General features: G+C 58.3%; 19 protein-coding genes. 9 read left to right on the top strand and 10 right to left on the bottom strand.

The window, feature by feature from the left end; translation table 11 throughout:
• The 4 genes from AF71_RS07515 to AF71_RS07500 form a co-directional block, all read right to left on the bottom strand.
• On the bottom strand, positions 1–825 hold the full coding sequence (locus tag AF71_RS07515; protein ID WP_169680704.1) for a carbohydrate ABC transporter permease: 825 nt from the start codon (positions 823–825) through the stop codon (positions 1–3).
• The gene (locus AF71_RS07510) at positions 822–1,685 is read right to left on the bottom strand and encodes a sugar ABC transporter permease (RefSeq protein ID WP_018856326.1); all 864 of its coding nucleotides are present in this window, start codon (positions 1,683–1,685) and stop codon (positions 822–824) included. The genes AF71_RS07515 and AF71_RS07510 overlap by 4 nt, the downstream gene beginning before the upstream one ends.
• Before the next feature lie 63 nt (positions 1,686–1,748).
• A complete protein-coding gene (locus tag AF71_RS07505) occupies positions 1,749–3,023 on the bottom strand; it encodes an extracellular solute-binding protein (RefSeq protein WP_113161887.1) in 1,275 nt (424 codons plus the stop codon).
• Between the two features lie 75 nt (positions 3,024–3,098).
• Positions 3,099–5,357 carry an alpha-L-rhamnosidase gene (locus AF71_RS07500; RefSeq protein WP_246733616.1) on the bottom strand — a complete coding sequence of 753 codons (2,259 nt, stop codon included), beginning with the start codon at positions 5,355–5,357 and terminating at the stop codon, positions 3,099–3,101.
• Positions 5,358–5,574: 217 nt separating this feature from the next.
• Here AF71_RS07500 and AF71_RS07495 point away from each other — a divergent pair, with 217 nt between their 5' ends.
• Positions 5,575–6,594, top strand: coding sequence for a LacI family DNA-binding transcriptional regulator (locus AF71_RS07495; RefSeq protein WP_113557200.1), 1,020 nt, complete (start codon positions 5,575–5,577; stop codon positions 6,592–6,594).
• Between the two features lie 100 nt (positions 6,595–6,694).
• Here the strand turns inward: AF71_RS07495 and AF71_RS07490 are convergent, their stop codons facing one another.
• A complete protein-coding gene (locus AF71_RS07490) occupies positions 6,695–7,339 on the bottom strand; it encodes a glutathione S-transferase family protein (RefSeq protein WP_169680980.1) in 645 nt (214 codons plus the stop codon).
• 295 nt (positions 7,340–7,634) lie between these two features.
• Here AF71_RS07490 and AF71_RS07485 point away from each other — a divergent pair, with 295 nt between their 5' ends.
• From AF71_RS07485 to AF71_RS07455, 7 genes are all read left to right on the top strand, one after another.
• Positions 7,635–7,928: a hypothetical protein gene (locus AF71_RS07485; protein ID WP_169680700.1), complete on the top strand. Its 294-nt coding sequence runs from the start codon at positions 7,635–7,637 to the stop codon at positions 7,926–7,928.
• A 58-nt stretch (positions 7,929–7,986) separates the two neighbouring features.
• Positions 7,987–8,499: a helix-turn-helix domain-containing protein gene (locus tag AF71_RS07480; RefSeq protein ID WP_169680698.1), complete on the top strand. Its 513-nt coding sequence runs from the start codon at positions 7,987–7,989 to the stop codon at positions 8,497–8,499.
• Positions 8,496–8,855 (top strand): VOC family protein, encoded by a 360-nt coding sequence (locus AF71_RS32220; protein ID WP_348644117.1) that lies wholly within the window; start codon positions 8,496–8,498, stop codon positions 8,853–8,855. Before AF71_RS07480 ends, AF71_RS32220 begins: the two co-directional genes overlap by 4 nt.
• 431 nt (positions 8,856–9,286) lie before the next feature.
• Positions 9,287–10,318, top strand: coding sequence for a methionine ABC transporter ATP-binding protein (locus AF71_RS07475; RefSeq protein ID WP_169680978.1), 1,032 nt, complete (start codon positions 9,287–9,289; stop codon positions 10,316–10,318).
• Complete coding sequence (locus AF71_RS07470; RefSeq protein ID WP_025659220.1) at positions 10,308–10,976, top strand: methionine ABC transporter permease; 669 nt, start codon at positions 10,308–10,310, stop codon at positions 10,974–10,976. Before AF71_RS07475 ends, AF71_RS07470 begins: the two co-directional genes overlap by 11 nt.
• Before the next feature lie 42 nt (positions 10,977–11,018).
• Positions 11,019–11,795 carry a MetQ/NlpA family ABC transporter substrate-binding protein gene (locus tag AF71_RS07465; RefSeq protein WP_062375259.1) on the top strand — a complete coding sequence of 259 codons (777 nt, stop codon included), beginning with the start codon at positions 11,019–11,021 and terminating at the stop codon, positions 11,793–11,795.
• Positions 11,796–12,340: 545 nt separating this feature from the next.
• Positions 12,341–13,519, top strand: coding sequence for a GGDEF domain-containing protein (locus tag AF71_RS07455; RefSeq protein WP_169680696.1), 1,179 nt, complete (start codon positions 12,341–12,343; stop codon positions 13,517–13,519).
• A 717-nt stretch (positions 13,520–14,236) separates the two neighbouring features.
• Here the strand turns inward: AF71_RS07455 and AF71_RS07450 are convergent.
• The 5 genes from AF71_RS07450 to AF71_RS07430 all read right to left on the bottom strand — a co-directional run bounded on the left by AF71_RS07450 (position 14,237) and on the right by AF71_RS07430 (position 19,430).
• Positions 14,237–15,040: an ABC transporter permease gene (locus AF71_RS07450; protein WP_169680694.1), complete on the bottom strand. Its 804-nt coding sequence runs from the start codon at positions 15,038–15,040 to the stop codon at positions 14,237–14,239.
• Between the two features lie 2 nt (positions 15,041–15,042).
• On the bottom strand, positions 15,043–15,882 hold the full coding sequence (locus AF71_RS07445; RefSeq protein ID WP_169680692.1) for an ABC transporter permease: 840 nt from the start codon (positions 15,880–15,882) through the stop codon (positions 15,043–15,045).
• Positions 15,879–17,048: an ABC transporter ATP-binding protein gene (locus tag AF71_RS07440; RefSeq protein WP_169680690.1), complete on the bottom strand. Its 1,170-nt coding sequence runs from the start codon at positions 17,046–17,048 to the stop codon at positions 15,879–15,881. Before AF71_RS07440 ends, AF71_RS07445 begins: the two co-directional genes overlap by 4 nt.
• Positions 17,049–17,151: 103 nt before the next feature.
• Positions 17,152–18,174 (bottom strand): extracellular solute-binding protein, encoded by a 1,023-nt coding sequence (locus AF71_RS07435; protein WP_025659226.1) that lies wholly within the window; start codon positions 18,172–18,174, stop codon positions 17,152–17,154.
• 140 nt (positions 18,175–18,314) lie between these two features.
• Entirely contained in the window at positions 18,315–19,430 is a 1,116-nt protein-coding gene (locus AF71_RS07430; RefSeq protein ID WP_169680688.1) for a Gfo/Idh/MocA family oxidoreductase, read from the bottom strand.
• Positions 19,431–19,571: 141 nt separating this feature from the next.
• Between AF71_RS07430 and AF71_RS07425 the strand changes: the two genes are divergently transcribed.
• The gene (locus tag AF71_RS07425) at positions 19,572–21,047 is read left to right on the top strand and encodes a PLP-dependent aminotransferase family protein (RefSeq protein ID WP_246733607.1); all 1,476 of its coding nucleotides are present in this window, start codon (positions 19,572–19,574) and stop codon (positions 21,045–21,047) included.
• Positions 21,048–21,076 lie beyond the last annotated feature (29 nt).

The following is a 21,076-nucleotide window of genomic DNA, read 5'->3' as shown; positions in this document are numbered from 1 at the left end:
TTATCCCTTGACTGCACCGGCGGTCATCCCTGCAACGATCTGCCGGTTGAAGAAAATGAAGACGATCAGGGGCGGAATGGTCACGAGAACGATATTCATGAACAGCAGGTTGAACTGCGTCTGGAACTGTCCCTGAAAGTTATAGAGAGTCAGCTGTACCGTGACGTTTTCGCGGCCCGGCAGATAATAGAGCGGGTTGGTGAAATCGTTGAAGATGGCGATTGACTGGACGACGATGACCGTAACGGTGACCGGCTTCAGCAGCGGCAGGATGACGCGAAAGAAGATCTGTAACGGTTTTGCACCGTCAATGATTGCAGCCTCGTCGAGATCCCGAGGAATGGTTGCGATGAAACTGCGAAACAGCAAAACCGTGAAGCCAAGGCCATAGGCAATCTGGATCAGAACCATGCCAGATAGCGTCTTGAAGAGACCGAGCATCTGCAACACCCAGATGGTCGGGACAACGGCCGGGGGGATCATCAGGCCGGCTAGCACGCAGCCGTAGATGACCGCGTTCCAGCGTGAGGGGCGGCGCTGCAGCACATAGCCGACCATGGCGCCGAAGAGCACCAGCAATGTGACGGCGGCCACAGTGATGACGGTCGAATTGAAATAGGCAAGCAGCAGCATGTAGTTGCGCGTCTGGACGACCTCCATGAAGTTCTGCCAGAGCTGCCAGTCGGCCGGCCAGCTGAATTTCAGCGTTGCCGCATCCTGTTTCGTCTTGGCGGCCGTGATGAAGATAAACATGAATGGCAGCACGAAGATCACGCCGCAAGCAGCCAAGGCCGCAATCCCGGTATAGATCTGGCGGCGGTTCATAGATCCACCTCCTTGCGATTGAACCAGGCCGTCAGCGGCAGGACGATCAGCCCGATGAGGAGGAAGAGGATCACGTTACCGGCAGTCGAGAGACCGTAGAAACCCGCCTGATATTGCTTGTAGATGACACTTGCCAGCACATCCGACGAAAAGCCCGGACCGCCGCGCGTCATCGCCCAGACAAGATCGAAGCTTCTTAGCCCGCCGATGAGGGACAGCGTCACGACGGTGACGGTGGCGGGTCTGACAAGCGGCACGGTGACACGAAAGAACATCTGGCGGCCAGTCGCCCCATCAATGCGGGCGGCCTCATAATAGTCCGGGCTGATTGATGCGAGACCTGCGATATAGATGACTGTCGCAAGCCCGATCCCTTTCCAGAGGTCGACGAAGATGATGGAGTAAAGCGCAAGCGCGGGGTCGGTCAGCCAGCCCGGACCATGGATACCGATCGCAGCAAGTGCCACATTGATCAGCCCGCGTGTCGGATGCATGAGCACCGAGAAGGTGATGCCGACGCCAATCGTCGAGACGAGAACCGGAAAGAAAATCACGGTACGCAGCAGGCCTTGTCCCCAAAGCCCGGAGGTCAGCAATACGGCGAGCAGCAGACCGAGAACGGTTTTCGTGCCCGAGGTCAGGACGGCATAAATGATCGTGTTGACGAGACCCTGTATCAGAAAGGGCTCGCGAAAGAACTGCCGGTAATTTTCCAGCCCGATGAACTGTGTCGTGAACAGGTCCCAGCGCGTGAGGCTGAACCAGAAGGACGCGATCGTCGGGGCCAGAAACAGAACAGTGAAGACCACTGCCGCTGGCAGCACAAACCAATAGGGATAGGCAGACTTTCGTGTTGTCATACGGATACCTTGAAGCGTCCCCCATCCAGATCGGTTGACCTGGATGGGGCATCGGCTGGGAGGTTACCAGTTCGGCAGGCCAAGCTGCTTGGCCTGCTTCTCGACATCCTGGTCGTAGAGCGCAGCCGCGTCCTTGGCGGAGCGGATGCCGGTTCCGACTTCAACCGTAATCTGCTCTAGTGCAGGTCCCTTGACGGGCGAGAGGAATTCGAGTGCCGGGCCGTTGCGGCCCTCAGTGTCAAAATAAGGGAGCATGTCGGAAACAGCCGGCGGAATATCTTTCGGGAGCTCGCACCCCTTTACGAGATACGGACCCGACGGGACGGCCTTTGCCATCAGGTCGCAGGCTTCCTTGGAGCCAACGAAGTCAAGGAATTTCTTGGCTTCCTCGACATTTTCAGATTTGGCAGAAACATAGAGCGCTGAAGGCATCCAGACCGTCAGGCCATTCTTTCCGGCATCCATGCCCGGTTGAGCGAAGAAGCCGAGATCTTTCAGATTGTCCGGAAAATTCTGCTGGACATTGCCGATACCGAAAGTGAGGTTCGGATAGTGCGCGGCCTCACCCGTCGCGACCATGCGCATGCCGTCGTCAAATGTCGCAGCACCGAAGTCGGCATTGAGGTACCCTCCCTTGGCCACTTCCTCCAGGTGTTCGAAGCCATGCAGTGCCGCAGGCGTGTTGGCATATTTGACCTTGTTGGCAGTGTAGTCGTCGGCGAAGTTCGGGACCTCGGCCTGAACATTATAGAAATCGGCAAGCACGAAGAGCTGCGACGTCCAGGTCGTGCCGTAGGTCTGGGCGACCGCGACCTTTCCGGCCGCCTTGATCTTCTCATTGTTGCTCATGAACTCCGCCCAGGTCTTCGGCGGGGTGAGGCCGAGATCGGCGTAGATCTTCTTGTTATAGAATATGCCGCCACCCATGGCCGGACCGAAGGGAATGCCGCGGACATGGCCGTCCGGGCCGCTAACAACCTTCTTGAACGTGTCAAGAATACCAGCTTCCGAGGGAAGGTCGGCAAGGTCGGCTATCGTTTCCTGCGGCTTCAAAGCCTGGAAAAGCGAACCGCTATTATACTGGAAGATATCCGCCATCTCGCCGGTCGCGAGCCGGGTCTTGATGATGTTGTCGCCTTCGGAGCCGCCCGCGCGCTGCTCGACGTCGAAGCTGACGTCAGGATGCTTTTCCGTATAGGCCTTTGAAACCGCATCGAACGAGGCAATGGATTCCGGATTGGTATCGATCAGCACACTGAGGGTCACATCCGCATGTGCCACTCCAGCGGCAAGAGCCATGATGCTGGCTGCAAGGATGCTGCACTTCGTCATTCGCATAGTCATTTCCTCCTCTTGAAGACCGGAATGCGTAAGCTGATTGCCCGCAAATCGAAGACCTGCAGGCAAATTGCATCAGTTGGAAAACGTAATCTTATGCTCCCCCGCGCCGAGCTTGATTTCCTTGCCTTGCTCTACATTGGCGCCATTGGCCTGTAGCGACTTGCGCTCGCTTTTCCCCTCGAGACGCGCAGTGACACCTTCCGGCAGCACCAGGCTGCATGTGACGAAACCTTCCTCCAGGGTCCATCCAGCCTCGATCCGACCAAAGCGCGTATCATGCCATGCCGAAACCGGCGAGAGAGCAGGCAAGATTGCGGGATCGAAGAGAATTTCCTCGAAACCGGGCTTGTCTTCCAGCGGCTTGATCCCGGCAACGTCTTCGAAGAGCCATTGGCAGACCGCGCCATAGGCATAGTGGTTGTAGCTGTTCATGTCAGGATCATAGATCGTGCCATCTTCGGAAAGTGCATCCCATCGCTCCCAGATCGAAGTCGCGCCGCGGTCGACCTGATAGAGCCATCCGGGAACCTTCCGGTTCAGGAACATCTTCTCGGCAACGTCCACCATACCAAGCCGGGTCAGCGCCGGCAGCAGGGCGGGAGTGCCGATAAAGCCCGTACCGATGACGCCATCCGTTTCCTCCGCCACCCTACGGAAGTAGCCTTGCGCGGCTTCCTCGTATTCCGGCGGAACGAGGCCATAGAGGAAGGCCAGGGCCCACGAGGTCTGGTCATTATGGGCAATGCGGCCGGAGGGTGCGAAGAACTCGTGTCTGAATGCTGTCTTAATCTCCTCGGCACGCTTCTCGAGCCGAGCGGCTTCGACGGTCTCACCGAGAATACGGGCGATCTTTGCCGTCAGTTGCGTTGAGATGAAGTGATAAAGGGTAGCTGCGCAATCATCTGCTATGGTCGGGCGGGGCTTTCTGTTATCCCCGACCGGCTGAAGCCAGTCGCCGAAGGTGAAGCCGTGCGCGCCCCAGACCGCGGGCGGCCGGATGATCGGCCCATCAGAGATGCCCCAGAGATAATCGAGCCAGCGCAACATTGCGGGGAAGCACTCTTCCAAGGCAGCGCTGTCACCGTAATGCAGGTAAAGCTGCCAGGGAATGATGACGATCGCATCGCCCCAGCCGGTCGATCCCGCCCAGTCACCGCGGCCATCGATTGGATGGAGCCGCGTCGGATCAGGTGAAAAATGCGACACTGCCCCATTGGCCCGTTGATCGTGGATGACATCGCGCAGGTATTTCTTGAGGAAGGAGTGGCTGTCGGCAAGCCAGCAGGCCGTTCCGGCGAAAACCTGCGCATCACCGGTCCAGCCGAGGCGCTCGTCGCGCTGCGGGCAATCGGTCGGCACTTCGATGAAATTCGAGCGCTGCGACCAGATCGTGTTTTCGATCAATCGGTTGACGCTCGCAACACCTGAGGTAAACCCGCCGGCAGTCAGGGGTACCGAGGTTATCGGAACCATCGTGATGGCGGTGAGTTCGGCCTCACCTGTCACAGTGATGCGCGCGTAACGGAAGCCGAAGAAGGTGAAGAGCGGCGCATAGACCTCTTCGCCTTGCCCGGAAAGCGTATAGGAGACTTCAGCACGCGCACTGCGATAATTGCGATTGTCGAAGAAGCGATCGGGGCCGAGCACTTCGGAATGCTCGACGCGCACCTTTGCACCGGCGACACCCTTAAGGCGCAGCCGGACATAGGCGCCGGCATTCTGTCCGAAATCAAAGACAGTGCGGCCATCGGCCTCCGTCCAGCTGTCGGTCGGTGAGAGAGCGTCCAGTTCCTTGACCGCACCAGTCTCATGCGGGACGAGCAAGGCCCTGTCGAAGGAGAGCACATCGACGCCATAGCTGTCCTTTGGACGAATGCGGGCGTCATAATCCTCGCCATAGTAGATGCCGTTGCGAACTACGGGTGTGAAGCCGCTCTTCCAGCTCTCGTCGGTTTTCACGAGCACCTCGCCGCCGGCGCGCAGTTCTGCGATCGCCCCCGTCCGGTCGCCCCAGCAATTGAGTATCGGGTTGGATGCCCACATCAACTGGCCGCGATACCAGCCGTCGCCAAGCCAGATTTCGATGCGATTGTTGCCGGGTTGCAAGAGCTTAGCGACATCGTAGGCCTGATAGGCAATCCGGTCGTCGTAGCAGGTCCAGCCGGGGGTCAAGAGATCGGTACCCACGCGTTTTCCATTGAGGAAGGCGCGGTAGAGACCCAGGGCCGAGATGCTAAGAACTGCTTCGGCCGGAACCACATCGAGCGAGAATTCCCGCGCGACGAATGTGCCCTGTGTTGCCTGGCCACCGTCGCAGGCGGGTCCGATCATCGACGCTGTAAAATGGAACGCAGAACCGGCAAGGCCGTCTTCCCCGGCAAGGCCGTGGGCCGAAACAGTCTTCATCTAGAACCTCCCCCAATCGCCAATTCCTCCGGCGATTGCTTTGTGTGTATCGTTCTATGTATATCATTCTACACTATCGATTGCCGCGCAAGAGCTTTTGTGTCTATAATTTTCCGAACACCGGGGAATGAGGCGATTTGGAATGAAAAATCAGACCGTTAACGCGACAAGGGACAGGGTCACTATCCGTGACGTGGCCCACGATGCCGGTGTCTCCGTCGCTGCGGTCTCGAAAGTTCTGCGTAATGCTTACGGAGTGAGCGAGGTCTTGCGAACCAAGGTCGAGATCTCGATCGAAAAATTGAACTACCGGCCTTCTGTCGCAGCGCGAGCCATGCGTGGCCGCACGCAGACGGTTGGCGTCCTGGTGATCGAGTTGTCGAACCCGTTCCTGGCGGGTGTCATCGAGGAGGCCAATGCCACGCTGGCGAAAAGCAGCTTCAAGGCACTGATCGGCATCGGCCGTTCCACGAGCCCGATCGAAGCTTCCATGATCGAATCGATGATCGACAACCGCATGGATGGCGTTCTGATCATCGCTCCCAGGATATCGAGCAAGGTGCTGGAGCGCTATGCGCGCCAGATCCCGATCGTCGTCATCGCGCACCATGAGCCGCACGCGCAGACCTATGACACGGTCAATTCCGACGATCGACGGGGCGCCTGCCTGGCCGTGGAGGCAGCGTTGCGGTCCGGCTACACCGACATCGCGATGCTCGGCTATGACCTTGCCGATTCACCGCCCACCATCGTCGCCCTCCAGCGCGAGAAGGGCTATCTTGACGGCATGAAGGCTGCGGGCCTGGAGGCCCGCATCATCCGTCTGCCGCTTGTGGGATCCGACCGCCGGGCCGCTATCAATGATTTTCTGGCCTTGAATGACCGTCCCCGCGCGGTTTTCGTCTGGTCCGATCTCGATGCTGTGCCACTCATCAATGCCGCGCGCATGAGTGGCATACGGGTCCCAGAAGATCTTGCAATTGTCGGCTACGACAATTCGCCGATGGCGGCCATACCGCTCGTCGGCCTGACAAGTGTAGACCAGAACGCCGCTGAACTCGGCAGGACCGCGAGCGAAGCGCTGCTTAGCCGAATAGAAGGACGCAAGGACGCTCGCCACGTCCTGATCGAACCCCGTATCGAATGGCGCGGCAGCACATGACTGGCTCCCAGGAATAGTTTGGGGTCTCGTTCAATTGGTGCCCAGGCTCCGCTAGCGGCTGCAGCAACCACTGCGATTTCCGTTGGCGCTGAGACGTATCTCAGGACGGACTGGGAACGGGCGGCAAATCTGGCGCCTCCAATCCGGAAAACGGATCGCGCCAGGCATCGATCTTATCGAGACGGTCGGCCCACCGTTTTATTGCGGGATACCGATCAATCGGGAGGCGCGCGGCGTCGTTGAACGGCAAGAAAGTCGCCATCCGAAAATCTGCAAAGGAAATCGTCTCGCCGACCAACCACGATCGATCAGCAAGCTGGCTTTCGAGGATGCCGGCGGCCTTGTGGAATTGTCCAAGACCCTCTTCAACCATCCTCTCGTCACAGGTTCCGATGCCATAACGCAACTTCGTGCCTCGCTCCCAATGCACGACGTCACAGGCCTTGACGAAATTCTCCTTCGCCCAGCTGATCCAGCGTATCATTTCCGGCTCATGATCGTCGGTTCTCCAGAAATTCGAGCCGACACGACGGGAAAACCAGCACGCGATCGCATCGGTCTCCCAAAGTGTGCGACCGCTATGCTCCAAGATAGGCAACAGAAGGTTTGGGTTGAGTGAAGAAAATCGCTCCGACTGCCCTGGGGCCATTGGTGCGGCAAACTCGAATTCCACGTCCATTTTTAAGAACCGCGCCACGGCGACAGCAAGTCGCGGATTGGGGTTTCTGCTGAAATACATCTTCATTAGGTCTTTGCCTCCACCGTCTTCATAGCAAAAGACGAACGACGACCGAGCCTTTCGACATGGCAATGAAAATTCTGCTGGGCCCGCGACATAGCTATCCCACAGAAGGGTAGTGACGGCGCGAAGCACGTTTTCTCCTCCGCCCGCCCTGGGTAGCCAATGGCACAAGGGTCTTGTCCTCGTCCGGCGAGGCGCGGCCCAGGTCACGTTTAGCGCGCTAGGCCTATCGCCCGCGCTGTTGCACATTAAGAAAAGAATCCGATTATACCTTGCAGAGTATATTTAAGGGCATTAAATGAAGACTAAGCAAGAGCGATTCACGCTCCTCGTTGAGCGGCTTGCCGACGCGGAGGCAGCAGGAACACATGATGAGGCGTTTGAACTTATCCGCGAGACCCTCGGCGGCGTTGAAGACGAGTTCCGGCATTTGCCTCCAACCCGTCAGCTTTTCAGACGGATGGACGAATGTACCCTCCACAAGCTGACAACGCCCGGAAAGTACCGGGCCATCCAGGCACCATCCGGTATCGATCCAGAGCACACAACACGATCATCGGAGCAAATGGCGCTATACGGATTGAAACAATAGGGTTTCTAAAAACTGTAGTTCTCGAAAAGCTGGGCGCGAATGGAGAAGGATTGGGAATATGACAGCAACTAGCCTTTTGACTGATACAGTCGCTCACCTCCAAGAGCTTGGATTCGCCGTTGAAACTGACGCTCCTGATGATCCGAATGGCGAGACATTTCTGGACATCACAAGGAACGATTTCTCCACGCAAATCTCCTTCCGCCCGCATGCTGGACTAGGGTTATTCATTTCCGACGATGCGTACGGACAGAGACCTGATGAGGTTTACCGAAACGCGGAAAAGGTTGCCAATCGGGTCGATCAGTTATTCAGACAATTCGAAAAGTCGGGATCTATTGGATACCTCACTCTCGTGGACATGCGGAAGCTCAACAACCTGTCGCAGGTAGAGCTCGCTAAGGCTCTTTCGATCAAACAACCGTCGGTCAACAGAATCGAGAAGCGGGAAAACATCAAGTTCGAAACTCTGGCGAAGCATGTGGCCGCGATGGGTGGCCGCCTTGAGATGCGCGTTGTCTTCGACGAAATGGAAGCCCGGCTAGAGATTCCAACTTCCCAGGTAGGATGATGCCAATGCAGGCTCCAACTTTAAATCTAGTCGTCCTCAGGGCAAGCGACCCTGGTTCTCTCGCTTCGTTTTACCAAACTCTTGGTTTTCAGTTCCAAAGGGAGAAGCACGGTTCAGGCCCCGAACATCTCGCGTCGAAGACAGGTGGCTCGGTCTTTGAAATCTATCCCAAAGGCACCGAGAGCTTAGACACGACCGCGGTTCGCCTAGGGTTTCGAGTCCCATCGATCTCAAAAGTCTTGAGTAATCTGGGCAGCGCCGTGGATATAATATCTCGGCCTTCCAAATCCGATTGGGGCACCCGTTGCGTTATTAGGGACCCTGAAGGACATAAGATCGAACTACTTGAGGCGTAGAGTTCGAGTAACGTTCGCCCGCGCAATGAACGCCTGCGGGAATCCCAAGAGTTCGGCTGGATTTTCGCGATATTTCACATGCGCGAGCGATATCTCGTCCATTTGATAGTGGCGGCCAACGCGGCTAGGCACCGTGCCGGTAAAGTCCGGGCGCCATCCCGAGACGCCGAAACCTAAGCTTTCGGCCTCGACTTCAGAAGAAAACGCGCAGCATCCTCTTTGCTGAACCATCTGTCAGAACGTGTTTGTATTCGAAGGTGCAGCGGATTGGCTAATTTGTACATTTGCGGTTATAGAGCCCCCAGTTTGTGAAGACCAACATCTGAGAGCATAGCATGACAAGCCAACATGCGGGCCGCGCAGGCGCTACATACGCCGCGCCGGACGGCCAAACCGGAAGCGATCCGGTCGCCGTGGCACATTCGGTACCGATGGTCGCCTTCCAGGGCGCCGGGAAGCGTTACGGGCCCGCGGGCGAAGGTGGTTTCACCGCCGTCGAAAGCGTCGATCTGACAGTTGAACGCGGCGCCATCACCGGGATAATCGGTCGCTCTGGCGCCGGCAAATCGACGCTCATCCGCATGGTCAACGGGCTCGAGAGCGTGACGTCGGGCAAGGTGCTCGTCGATGGTGTCGACGTCGGCGCGCTTGGTGAGGACGGTCTGCGTGGCCTGCGCCGCCAGATCGGCATGATTTTCCAGCATTTCAATCTGCTGTCGTCGCGCACCGCCTTCGACAATGTGGCGCTGCCGCTGGAAATTGCAGGCGTCGAAAAGAAGGCGATCCGTGCCAAGGTCGGGCCGCTGCTCGACCTCGTCGGCCTCGGTGACAAGGCCGGCAGCTATCCTTCCGAACTCTCGGGCGGCCAGAAGCAGCGCGTCGGCATTGCCCGCGCGCTGGCGACGGACCCCAAGCTGCTGCTCTCCGATGAAGCGACCTCGGCGCTCGACCCGGAGACAACGCAGTCGATCCTCGAGCTCCTGAAGCGGATCAATGCCGATCTCGGTCTCACCGTTCTCCTGATCACCCACGAGATGGAGGTGGTGAAAACCATCGCAAGCCATGTGGCTGTCATCGATGCCGGCCGCATCGTCGAATCCGGCCGTACCTTCGACGTCTATACCAACCCGCAGCACGAGACGACGCGCACGCTGCTCGCCTCGGCCCTGAAACTGCCGAACTGGCTGCGCTCCGCCGTCAAGTCGCAGCCATCGGCCGGCGACCGTGTGCTCGTCCGGCTGGTGTTCTTCGGCGACACGGCCTTTCAACCTCTGACCGGCCGGCTTGTCGCCGAGCTCGGCTCCGACGTCAATATTCTCGCTGGCGCGATCGAGGAGATATCGGGCGAGCCCTTTGGCTCACTTGTCGTTTCCTATTCGGCGGAGCCGGATGTCGTCGCCCGGGCTAACCGCTTCTATGCCGAAACGGGCCTTACCACGGAGGTGCTCGGCTATGTCGCCTGATATGATTTTCGGCCTCCTCTCCAAGGCGCTGATGCAGACCCTGCAAATGGTCCTCGTTGCCGGCATCGTCGGCTCGATCATCGGCCTGCCGATCGGTGTCTTTCTCGCCACATCAGGCAAGGGTGAGCTGTTTCCGGCACCGAAAACCAATCGCGTGCTTGGCCTCGTCGTCAACGCCGCTCGTTCGACGCCGTTCATCATCCTGGTCGTTGCCATCGTGCCGCTGACGCGCCTTTTGACGGGTACCTCTATCGGTACTTGGGCAGCGATCGTGCCGCTGACCATCGCCACCATTCCGTTCTTCGCGCGCCTCGTTGAATCAGCCATCCGCGAGGTCGACAAGGGCCTGATCGAGGCCGCCCGCGCCATGGGAGCGACGCCATCCCAGATCGTCTACAAAGTGCTGCTTCCAGAGGCGCGACCCAGCATCCTGATGGCGCTGACGATGACCATCGTCAGTCTGATCGGCTACTCGGCCATGGTCGGGGCCGTCGGCGGCGGAGGCCTGGGCGACCTCGGCATCCGCTTTGGCTACCAGCGTTTCAATCCGGAGATGATGGTACTCGTCGTCGCGGTGCTGATCGTGCTCGTGCAGGTCGTGCAAAGCGCCGGCGACGGGCTCGCCCGCCGCTTCGACAAGCGTAACCGGAAGAACTGATCTCTAATTCGCATATCCGATAAACATACCAAGGAGACTCCCGTGAAAAAGTTCATCATCGCCGCCGCGATTGCGGCCTTTGCAGCCGGCTCGGCCTTCGCCGAGGATATCAAGGTCGGCGTCACGCCAGGCGAGCACGCCCAGATCATGGAAAAGGTCGCCGAAGTCGCCAAGACCAAGGGTCTGAATATCGAAATCGTCGAGTTCTCCGACTATGTCGTGCCGAACCAGGCGCTGGCCGACGGCGACATCCAGGCCAACTCGTTCCAGCACCAGCCCTATCTCGACAACCAGATTGCCGACCGTAAGTTCGATCTCGTCAGCATCGGCACGACCATCACCACGCCGATGGGCGTCTACTCCAAGAAGGTGAAGAGCCTCGACGAACTGAAGGACGGCGCTACCGTTGCCATCCCGAACGACCCGACCAACGGCGGTCGTGCGCTGCTGGTTCTGGCTAGCAAGGGCCTGATCAAGTTCAAGGAAAACCCGGGCATCAAGGTGACGGTTGCCGATATCGTCGAGAACCCGAAGAACATCGAGTTCGCCGAAATCGATGCCGCCCAGCTGCCGCGTTCGCTTGAAGACGTCGATGCCGCCGTCATCAACACCAACTACGCCATGGAAGCCGGCCTGCATCCCAAGACCGACGCCATCGCCATCGAAGGCGAAAAGTCGCCCTATGCCAACGTCATCGTCGTCCGCGCCGCCGACAAGGACGCGCCCTGGGCCAAGACACTGGTCGAGTCCTACCATGATGAAAGCATCCGCAAGTTCATCAACGAGCAGTTCAAGGGCGCCCTGATCCCGTCCTGGTAAGATCCTGCTTTATCGGGCCAACACAGTGAAACGGCTCGGCTCCGCCGGACCGTTTTTCGTTGATCAGGGGCATTTTGTCTTCGCCAAAATCGGACGGCGTTCACCGAAGGCTGTGTTACCGTGACGAAGATCGGTGTTGGGCGGTAAAGCCCGATCACATTTAAGGAAGCCGCGATCGCCGACATTACAGACTGTCTTGAAGATGATGCCTGCCGCCCGATGATCGGGCTCACTCTACCGCTGGACCAAACGGCGCAAGCTCATATCGCTCTGGAGCGGGGAACTGTCGTTGGGAAGATCATCATCATCGGACATGCGAAACCTTGAAACGGTCCCCATAGTTGCCGGTTTGCTAGCCGGGGGGATCGCCCCCCACCCCGACTGGTCATCGGGTCGATCTTCGCCAGAGCTCAGGTATCGTGAGGCGGATCGCAGGTCACGCCCAGAATGTCCGGAAAACCACCTACTTAACAATGTCGTGTTTCACAGTTTATTAAGACACTTGTACTGAAGCTTCGGCGGGATTGGCAGCGGATTCTTGTGCAATGGTGAATGGAGCAGTTTTCTTCCTTGTGGTGAATTTCATCATCGCAATCTGCTTTGCGCTGGTGTTCGCCGTCGTGGCGGTGCGCAGCCAGTCGCGCCAGGCTGCGCTATGGTTCTCGGCAGGTTTTGCTGTCGCCTCTCTTTCTGCCATCAGTGAACTCTTCGTTGCGTATACAGATTTGTCGAAGCTCTTCGCCGTTTTGGCATTTGCAACTGTGCTTGGTGGCATGATCCTGCTGCGCTTTGGTATTGGCGAGCTTTACGGCGTGCGGATCGCGCCATTCTGGGCGATATCTTTTTTCACCCTTTGCATCTTACTTGATCTGTTTATCTATGGCCTGCCGCGTAGCACGCTTCGGCACGCCTTATCTTATCAAACACCTTTTGCGCTGGTCATTCTCACCAGCGCTGCTGCGGTCTTCGCGTCACGGCGCCGCGCAAGAATCGATCGGGTCCTCGGCTATCTGCTTACCGCAACCGGTCTACATTTCTTTGCAAAGGCTGGTCTGGCAGTGACCGCCGGTGCCGGCGCGGCGGCAACTGACTATATTCATACAAACTACGCATTGATTTCACAGGGATCGACTGCCGTATTGATCGTGGCAGTTGGTCTGACACTGCTTTCGGTCCTCGTCCTCGATATCATGGCCGATGAACGCAGCAATTCCGAAAGGGATGTACTTTCGGATCTTGCCAACCGCCGCGGTTTCGAGAACGGTGTCGCCGCTGCCCGCCTTGTCGCCCCCGCCGTCCGGCATTCCGTCATGACCTGCGATATCGATCGCTTCAAAAGCATCAACGACACGTTCGGTCACCATGCCGGAGACAAGGTGATCCGCGCCTTTGCTGACCTCCTGAAATCCGGCGCCGCGCCGAATTTCATCGTCGGGCGCATTGGAGGCGAGGAGTTTGCCGTGTTCATGCCGAACACAACGGTCGAAACGGCCATGCTGTTTGCCAGCTCTGTACGACGCGGAGCGACGGGGATCACTGTGGAGGGGTTGCCTCCAACACTGACCGTCAGTGCCAGCTTCGGTGTTGCCGAAATTCCCGTCGGAGAAAGCCTTGACGACGCAATGCGCCGGGCCGACATGGCGCTTTACGAAGCAAAGCGAGCCGGGAGAGATTGCGTTAGACAAGCCCGCTCTGCGTCGCCGGATATTCGGTTGGTGACATGAGAACAGGCCTTCGGACCGGACGGATTTTCAGTTTACTCGGCATCCAGAGCAACGGCTGCTTCACCTCCTCCGTGAGACTATATCGCAAAATCCGAGGAGGCGCGGCCCCCCACCTCATACGCTCTTCGTTGAAGGATCCGGGCTTGGCGGAAAGACTGTCTTTTTCTTCCCGTTCATGAAGAGACTGTGATGGAGGTGCATGGATTGCCCGCGCCAGGAACTGGCTCTCGCAGGGCGGCCGATCACTACCTGGTCGCACGACGATCCGGCATGGGATGACGCGGCGGCATCCTGTTCGATGATCTGCCCCTCGTCGGGTAGTCGAGTGTGGTTCGACACGACGCCAACGATATCAATCGGCAACGCGCCAACTTCCACCGGTTAGGCTTCGTAGCATCCTCCGGTGACAAACCAGCGCGCAGAGCCTGCTCCAATTACACGTGTAGACACAATCAAATTGGATAGTCGTCCCATCAGAAAACAAGTAACGGTGCTTGAGCGGGCACATAGCCCCGCGTGCTGTTTTTCATATTTGACCGCTTCGGTAGTCGGCGCCAAGCCTCGGAACGACCCGCCGCCCGATCTCGCTGGCGAGCAGTCATAGAGTATCGATTTTGCCGTGTTTCGCGCTCACAAAATACAGGTCATCGCTTGACGGTCGCGACGATGGATACCGGACGTGAATGGACCGTAAAGGAGGAACAGGTCCACTCAGTCTCAAAATTCAAGCTTTCCGTCCTTCTTCCAGACGCGCAGGCCGAACAGTGCCACCACAAGTGTGCCCGCGATGACGAGTGTTACCAAGGCGTTGATCTCTTGCGTAAAGCCGACGCGTAGCATCGACCAAAGACGGATGGGAAGCGTCATGCGATCCCCAGACAGGAACAGTGTAATCAGGGTTTCGTCGATGGAGATCGCCGCTGCGAATAGCACGCCCGACAGGATGGCAGGCTGAAGGTGTGGGAAGATAATATGGCGGAAGGTCTGCCAGCCATTGGCGCCGAGATCCATTGACGCCTCGCGCAACGAAGGTGACAGATTGGTGAGCCGCACACTTGTCAGGCGATAGGCTATTGCCAGGACGAATATCGTGTGCCCGAGAGTGACTGTCGCCAGGCTGAGCGGCACCTTCAAAGCGGTGAAATAGATGAGAAGCGCCAGCCCGGTGATCATCGACGGCATGATGAAGGGCAGATAGATCAGCGTCTCGATGGCCCGGCGACCGAAAGCGAACCTGCTGTCGAGATAGAGCGCCATCACGACCGCGATCACGCTCGACAGGACCGAAGCCGAAACCGCGACGATGACACTGGCAAACAGCGATTGCATGAGGTCAACGTTGCCGAAGAGCTCAAGATAGGCACCGCCGCCGGCTTCCGCCCAATGCAGCGAGCCAGCTTTGCGCGGCACCACCGAAAGCAACGCGTTGACGAGGATCGGCGCATAGAGAACCAACACCGTCAATGCAAACAGGACCGCGCAAAGCCCGTAGACAAATTTCTCTCCTCCGCTGGACCTCATTGCTATGCCTCACCCTTCTTGGAAACTAGCCCTGCCGACAGGATGGCCGCACCGCTGACGATCACCAGGACGACCGCGAGTGCAGCACCCAGCGGCCAGTTATAGGCGGCACCGAACTGAGAGAAGATCACGCGTCCGAAGGTAAAGCCGTTCGGACCACCGACCATCTGCGGTGTCACGTAATCGCCGAGCGACAGGACGAAAGCGAAGATTGCTCCGGATATGACGCCAGGAACGGAGAGCGGCCAAACCACGTGGCGGAAGGTAGTCGCCTGCGTGCCGCCGAGATCGGCCGATGCCTGTACAAGAGATTCGGGAATGCGTTCCAAGGCCAGATATATCGGCAGGAACACGAACGGCAGGTACATCGCGACCATCGTCAGGAGGATAGCGTTTTCATTAAACATAAACGCCGTCGTCGGCTTGGCGAGAAAACCGGCGTCGAGCAACAGCTCATTCATTAACCCGGTTACCGCTAGAAGCGAGCGCATCGTGAACAGCTTGACAATATAGCTCATGAACAGCGGCAAGATGATCACCAGCAACAATGGAAAGCGTTTGGCCTCCGGTTGCTGCCAGACGTACCAGGCCAGCGGATAGGCCAGCAATAGGCAGATTAGGGCGACACGGCCGCAAAGCCAGATCGTGTGCCAAAGGACCCCGACATAGGCCTTGTTGTTGGCGAACTCGGCGTAGTTGCCGGCCGAAAAACCTCGCACGATTTCGCTGCCGTTCATCGAATAGAACGAATTCAAGACAAAGCCACTGAGCGGCAGCAGCACCAACAGAACCGGTCCTGCCGCGGCGATCAGAAACAGGAAAAGGCGTGCTCCCAACCTCATCTCGCACCTTCCGAAGCCGCGACAAGTTTAAGATGTCCGGGAGCGGATGCGGCTTCGTCACCGTCGACCGGAACAATTGCCAGATCCTTCGCAGAAAAGCGAAGTCGAACCGAAGTCCCCGGCACGCTCGACACCGGCAAATCGCCGCTCGTGACCTTGACCAGAAATTCGATCTCGGGATGATCGTCGCAGGTTGCAACGACGCGTGTCAGCGGGCCTGCGAAGATGGTTCTCTGAATCCGCGCGGAAATACAGATTCTCTCGCCTTCGCGCTGAATACCAGCATCCCTTCTGCCTGCCGCGCTAAGCTGGATGGCCTCTGGGCGCAGGGAGGCGATTACCTTTCCCTTGCGCGGTCCCCTTGCGGCGACGTCGGCAAGCAGTCCAAGCGGCGTCTGAAGGCCACCATCGGGAGTCAAGGTCCCGGCGATTAGATTGGTATCGCCGAAGAAGCTCGCGACAAACGGCGTTTTCGGCGCGTAGTAGACTTCGCGATGGTCGCCGACCTGTTCTATCCGGCCTGCGCTCATCACCGCAATGCGATCGGACATCGTGATCGCCTCCTCCTGATCGTGTGTGACGAGAATGAAGGTGGTGTCAACACGACGCTGCAGATCCTTGAGGAAGGTTTGCATCTGATAGCGCATTTCGGCATCGAGGGCGGAAAGAGGTTCGTCGAGCAGCAGCACCTTAGGTTCACAAACGAGTGCACGGGCAAGCGCGACACGCTGTTTCTGCCCGCCAGAGAGCTGCGACGGCATACGGTCGATCATTTTCTGCAAGCCTACGATCGACAGCGCCTCGTTGACCTTGCGGGTGATCGCCTCGCGCGGCTGGCGGCGGATCATCGGCCCGTAACCGATGTTCTCGGCTACCGTCATGTGCGGAAAAAGCGCGTAGTCCTGGAAGACCGTGTTGAAGGGGCGTTTGTGGGTCGGCACATTGGTGATGTCGCGTCCCTGAAAAAGAATCTCCCCGGAGGTATTGTTGGTAAAGCCTGCGATCATCCGTAAGAGGGTCGTCTTGCCGGACCCCGAAGATCCCACGATCGTCAGGAATTCACCCGATCGGACATGAAGCTCGGTCGGCTGCAGGACCTGCAAATGTCCATATCTTTTGCTCACTCCGCGCAGGACAAGATCCTGCTCTCCTTCAAGAGACGACATCGCGCCGCTTTCCCTTCTTGCGTCTAACGACCACGTGCACCGCCGAGCGGTATTGCGAAAGAGGATCGGGGGCGATGCATGAGCATCACCCCCCGTCGATTTTCTAAGCCGCCTTGATCTCGTTCCACAAGGCTGTTCGCGCCTCCTGGTTTTCCGCCTGCTGCGCGAAGAACAGTTTGTCGGCGTAGGTCAGGCCATTGTCCTCATTGGCTTTCTGGTTGGTCGTGTTGCCGTATTTCAACTTGGTGGAAAGTACCGTGCCAACCTCGTCGGCCATGCAGTTGTTGATCCAGGCGTGCGCGAGATCGACGTCCTTGACCCCATTGCAAACGACCCAGCAGTCGAGCCAGCCGGTTGCCCCTTCCTTCGGGATGGTGAGCATGGCGTCCACACCGAGCTTCTTGAGGTTGACGAGCTGCAGCTCTCCGATCGACAGCATCGCCTTGATCTTATTCTCGGCAAAAATTTTCACGCCGTCGTCGAAGCCGGTGTAGTAGGTCATTAGGAGCTTTTTCTGCTCGATGAGTTTCGCCTTGCAGGCCTGCAACTGATCGGGCTCGAGCTTGTAAGGATTCGGAAAGCCGAGCAGCAACGCAGCGAGTGTGATTGTACCCGGATCGTCGAAGTTAATGAGCTGCCCAGCATTGCCCTCATCCCACATCACGTGCCAGCTGTCGGGAGCCTGGTCGAACTGCGCTGTGTCGTAGATTAGCGGCTGCGAGCCCCAGGCAAAGGGAATGCCCCACAATTGACTGTCGATGTTCAAGTCAGTGACGTTCTTGTAGACCGGGCTCAGGCGGTCCATGCGCGCAACCTTGGTGGGGTCGATCGGCTTGACGAGACCGAGTTTCTGATAGCGCGGCACCAGCGACGTGTTGATGGAGAAAGCGTCGAAACCCGCTCCCTGCGATCCGCGCATCTTGGCGAAGAACTCTTCGTCGGAGGTCAAGTAGGTGATGTTGACCTTGACATCGTTTGCTTCTTCAAAGGGCTTGACCCATTCGGGCTCGGCATAGCCTTGCCAGACCGCGATCCGAAGCTCCCGCTGGGCAGCTCTGGCTACAAACGGGCTCGCGAGCAGCGCAAAACCCGCCGTGGAACCGAGAAATTGTCGTCTATTCATCATGCTACCCTCCCAAGTATCTGCGTGACTTCAGTTGGACTTCGTTCATCTCGATGCCGGTACTTTAGAGGCATCGCATTCGCAGCAAAGCACCGCTTCCATCAATCCTGATGGTGCCACTTTGCCGACCCTCAGATTGCCACTCATGGCGCGACCGCAATGGTGCGACGTTCCGCAGCGCTCCGAATTGCGGCTTCGACGAGACGCAAGCCCCGCAGCCCATCCTCGAAGCTTGGAAATTCCGCAGGCTTTCCCCGCATGCCGCGCCATGCTTGCGAAATGACGTTTCTGAACGCCTCCCCGTGTCCCTCGGCGTGGCCCGCCGGCAGGAACGTCATGTAGGATTTGTCAGGCGAAAGGTCGTTAGGCGTACGGAAGCGTTTCAAAAGGCCCTCGCCTCGCCGCTCCAGATACCACTCCGGTTCCTGTTGCGTCCAATCCAAACCGAGATTGGTGCCGTCCACCGAGATCGCCAGCCGGTTGGGGTAGCCGGCCGACACCGTGCTGATTGTGGCACTGCCGGAGGCGCCGTTATCGAAGCGCACCATGATCTCGGCGTGATCCTCCACTTGCACGTCCACTTCAACACCGTTCTCGAGCTCCCGTCCGGGTGGGCGCGGTCCCTGCCCCGGGTGGCCGGACCAGACGCGTTTCGGGTGATGGGTGCTGAACTGTGCGGTCACCTCACAGATAAAGCGGCCGGTCACATGCTCGACTAGATCCAGCCAATGGACGCCGATATCCATCATCGCGAATGAGCGCCCGACCTGCTTCGAAACGAAATGCCAGGTGAACCGATCGGGGGACAAGCCTTCGTCGTTCATGTAGCATCCGCCGACGCGAAGCAGCCGCCCGACCTCCCCAGAGGCAATGCGCTCGCGCATCAATTGCACGAGCGGATATCCACGATTGTGATACATGATGGCACCGACGCGGCCCGCACGTGCGGCAGCTTCGATCATCAGCGAGGCGTCGTCGATAGAAGCAGCGATGGGCTTTTCGCATAGAACGTGCGCCCCCGCTTCGAAAGCAGCGATCGCCTGAATCTTGTGGAGGTGGTTCGGCGTGCAGATGTGAACGACGTCAGGCTTTACCTCGGCTAGCATTTGTTCGATGTCGCCGTAAGGCCGGCCATGGCCGAAGGACTTGGCCGAGTCCAGTGAACTGCCGCAGACGCCGGCGATTTCTCCACCAAGATGCAGGATCGCACGTGCGTGGACCTTGGCAATGCCGCCCGTCCCGACAATGGCTACTTTCATTTTGTACCCCCCGGCTTTGCCGACCCGGCTCGGCGCTGGGCGGGACCTGAATAGTTGACGTAGAAAATTTAACGTCGATAATGACCCCAGCAAAAGGGACAAATTCGCGATTTTTGATGGTGCCACTTCATGCGAAAGCGAATGCAGTTTTCCCTAGATCTGCTGACGCTTGACGCCGACGCCGAGACGGCGCTCCACCGCCAGCTTTACAACGAACTAACCCGTCTGATCCTGAGCGGGAAGCTCAAGGCTAACACGCGGCTGCCCTCCAGCCGCACGCTTGCCGACGAGCTACACATCAGCCGCAATACTGTGATCGCCGCCTATGACGCCTTGCTGGCGGAGGGTTATGTCGAATGCAGGTCAGGCTCGGGAACGTGGATCAGCGATCTGCCGGAACCGACCAAGAAACCGGACTCCCAGCAGGACGAACTGCATCTTCCGCAACTGTCGCGGCGCGGCAACGTCATTGTCCGCCAGCCGAAGGATCAGACCGTTCCCGGGCAAATCGCTTTTCATCCGGGCTTTCCCGATATTCGGGAGTTTCCGTTTTCCACTTGGGCCCGCCTGTTGAAGAGGCATGCCCGTTACCCCCACGAGGAGATCTTTGGCTATCATTCGCTCTCGGGTCACCCGAGACTACAAACGGCAATTGCCAACTATCTTGGGGTTTCGCGCGGCGTCGAGTGCACGCCGTCGCAAGTTATCATCGTTACCGGGGCGCAGTCGGCCTTCGACCTCTGCGCGCGCCTTCTCCTCGATGAAGGTGACGCCTTCTGCTACGAGGAGCCCGGATATTCCGGCGCCTTCAGCGCGATGCTGGCGGCCGGCGGTGTTCCGATCCCGCTCTACGTCAACCGCGATGGATGGTCCGTTCGCACCGCCTTCGAGCTGAATCCGAGGCTCTTCTTTGTCACGCCATCCTGTCAATGGCCGATGGGGCTCGCGATGCGTCTTGAAAATCGCCTCGAGTTGTTGAACGCGGCAGAAAACCTGAACGCGTGGATTATTGAAGACGACTATGACGGCGAGTATCGCTATCGCGGCAAACCGATCCCTGCCATGCAGGGCCTCGACAAAAACGGCACGGTTCTTTACGTCGGCACTTTCGGCAAGACGATGTTCCCTGCTCTCCGCATCGGTTTTGTCGTCGTGCCGGCGCGCCTGAGCCAAGCGTTCGACGCGGCCGTCAGCATTACCGGCAAACACCCGCCTCTTCTGCTGCAGGCGACACTTGCGGATTTTATCGAGGAGGGCTTCTTTGCAAAGCACCTCGCAAAGATGCGACGCATTTATGCCGAGCGTCAGGCCGAATTCGTCCGGGAATGCAACGCCTATCTCGGCGAATGGCTGTCGGTCGAACAGATCGATACCGGCATGCAAGTTGTGGGCCGGTTCAAGATGCCGATGTCGGACGTGGAATTCTGCGGGTTGGCGGCCGCGCACGCGGTCGACGTCAGCCCGCTTTCGCCGCATTACCGTCATTCGCCGCCGGAACAGGGCATCATCATGGGCTATACCGGTGTTGGCTCAACCGAACGGCAAAAAGGATTGGAGCGGCTTAGGGCCGCGTTCCAGGAAAGCCTGCGGTCAAAAGACAGGGGCTGCGTTGCATGAATGTGATTAAGCAACGCAGCCCCGCTGGA

The organism is Rhizobium sp. 57MFTsu3.2 (assembly GCF_012932765.1).
Lineage (GTDB): Bacteria > Pseudomonadota > Alphaproteobacteria > Rhizobiales > Rhizobiaceae > Rhizobium > Rhizobium altiplani.
This window is presented reverse-complemented; position numbering and strand designations above follow the sequence as displayed.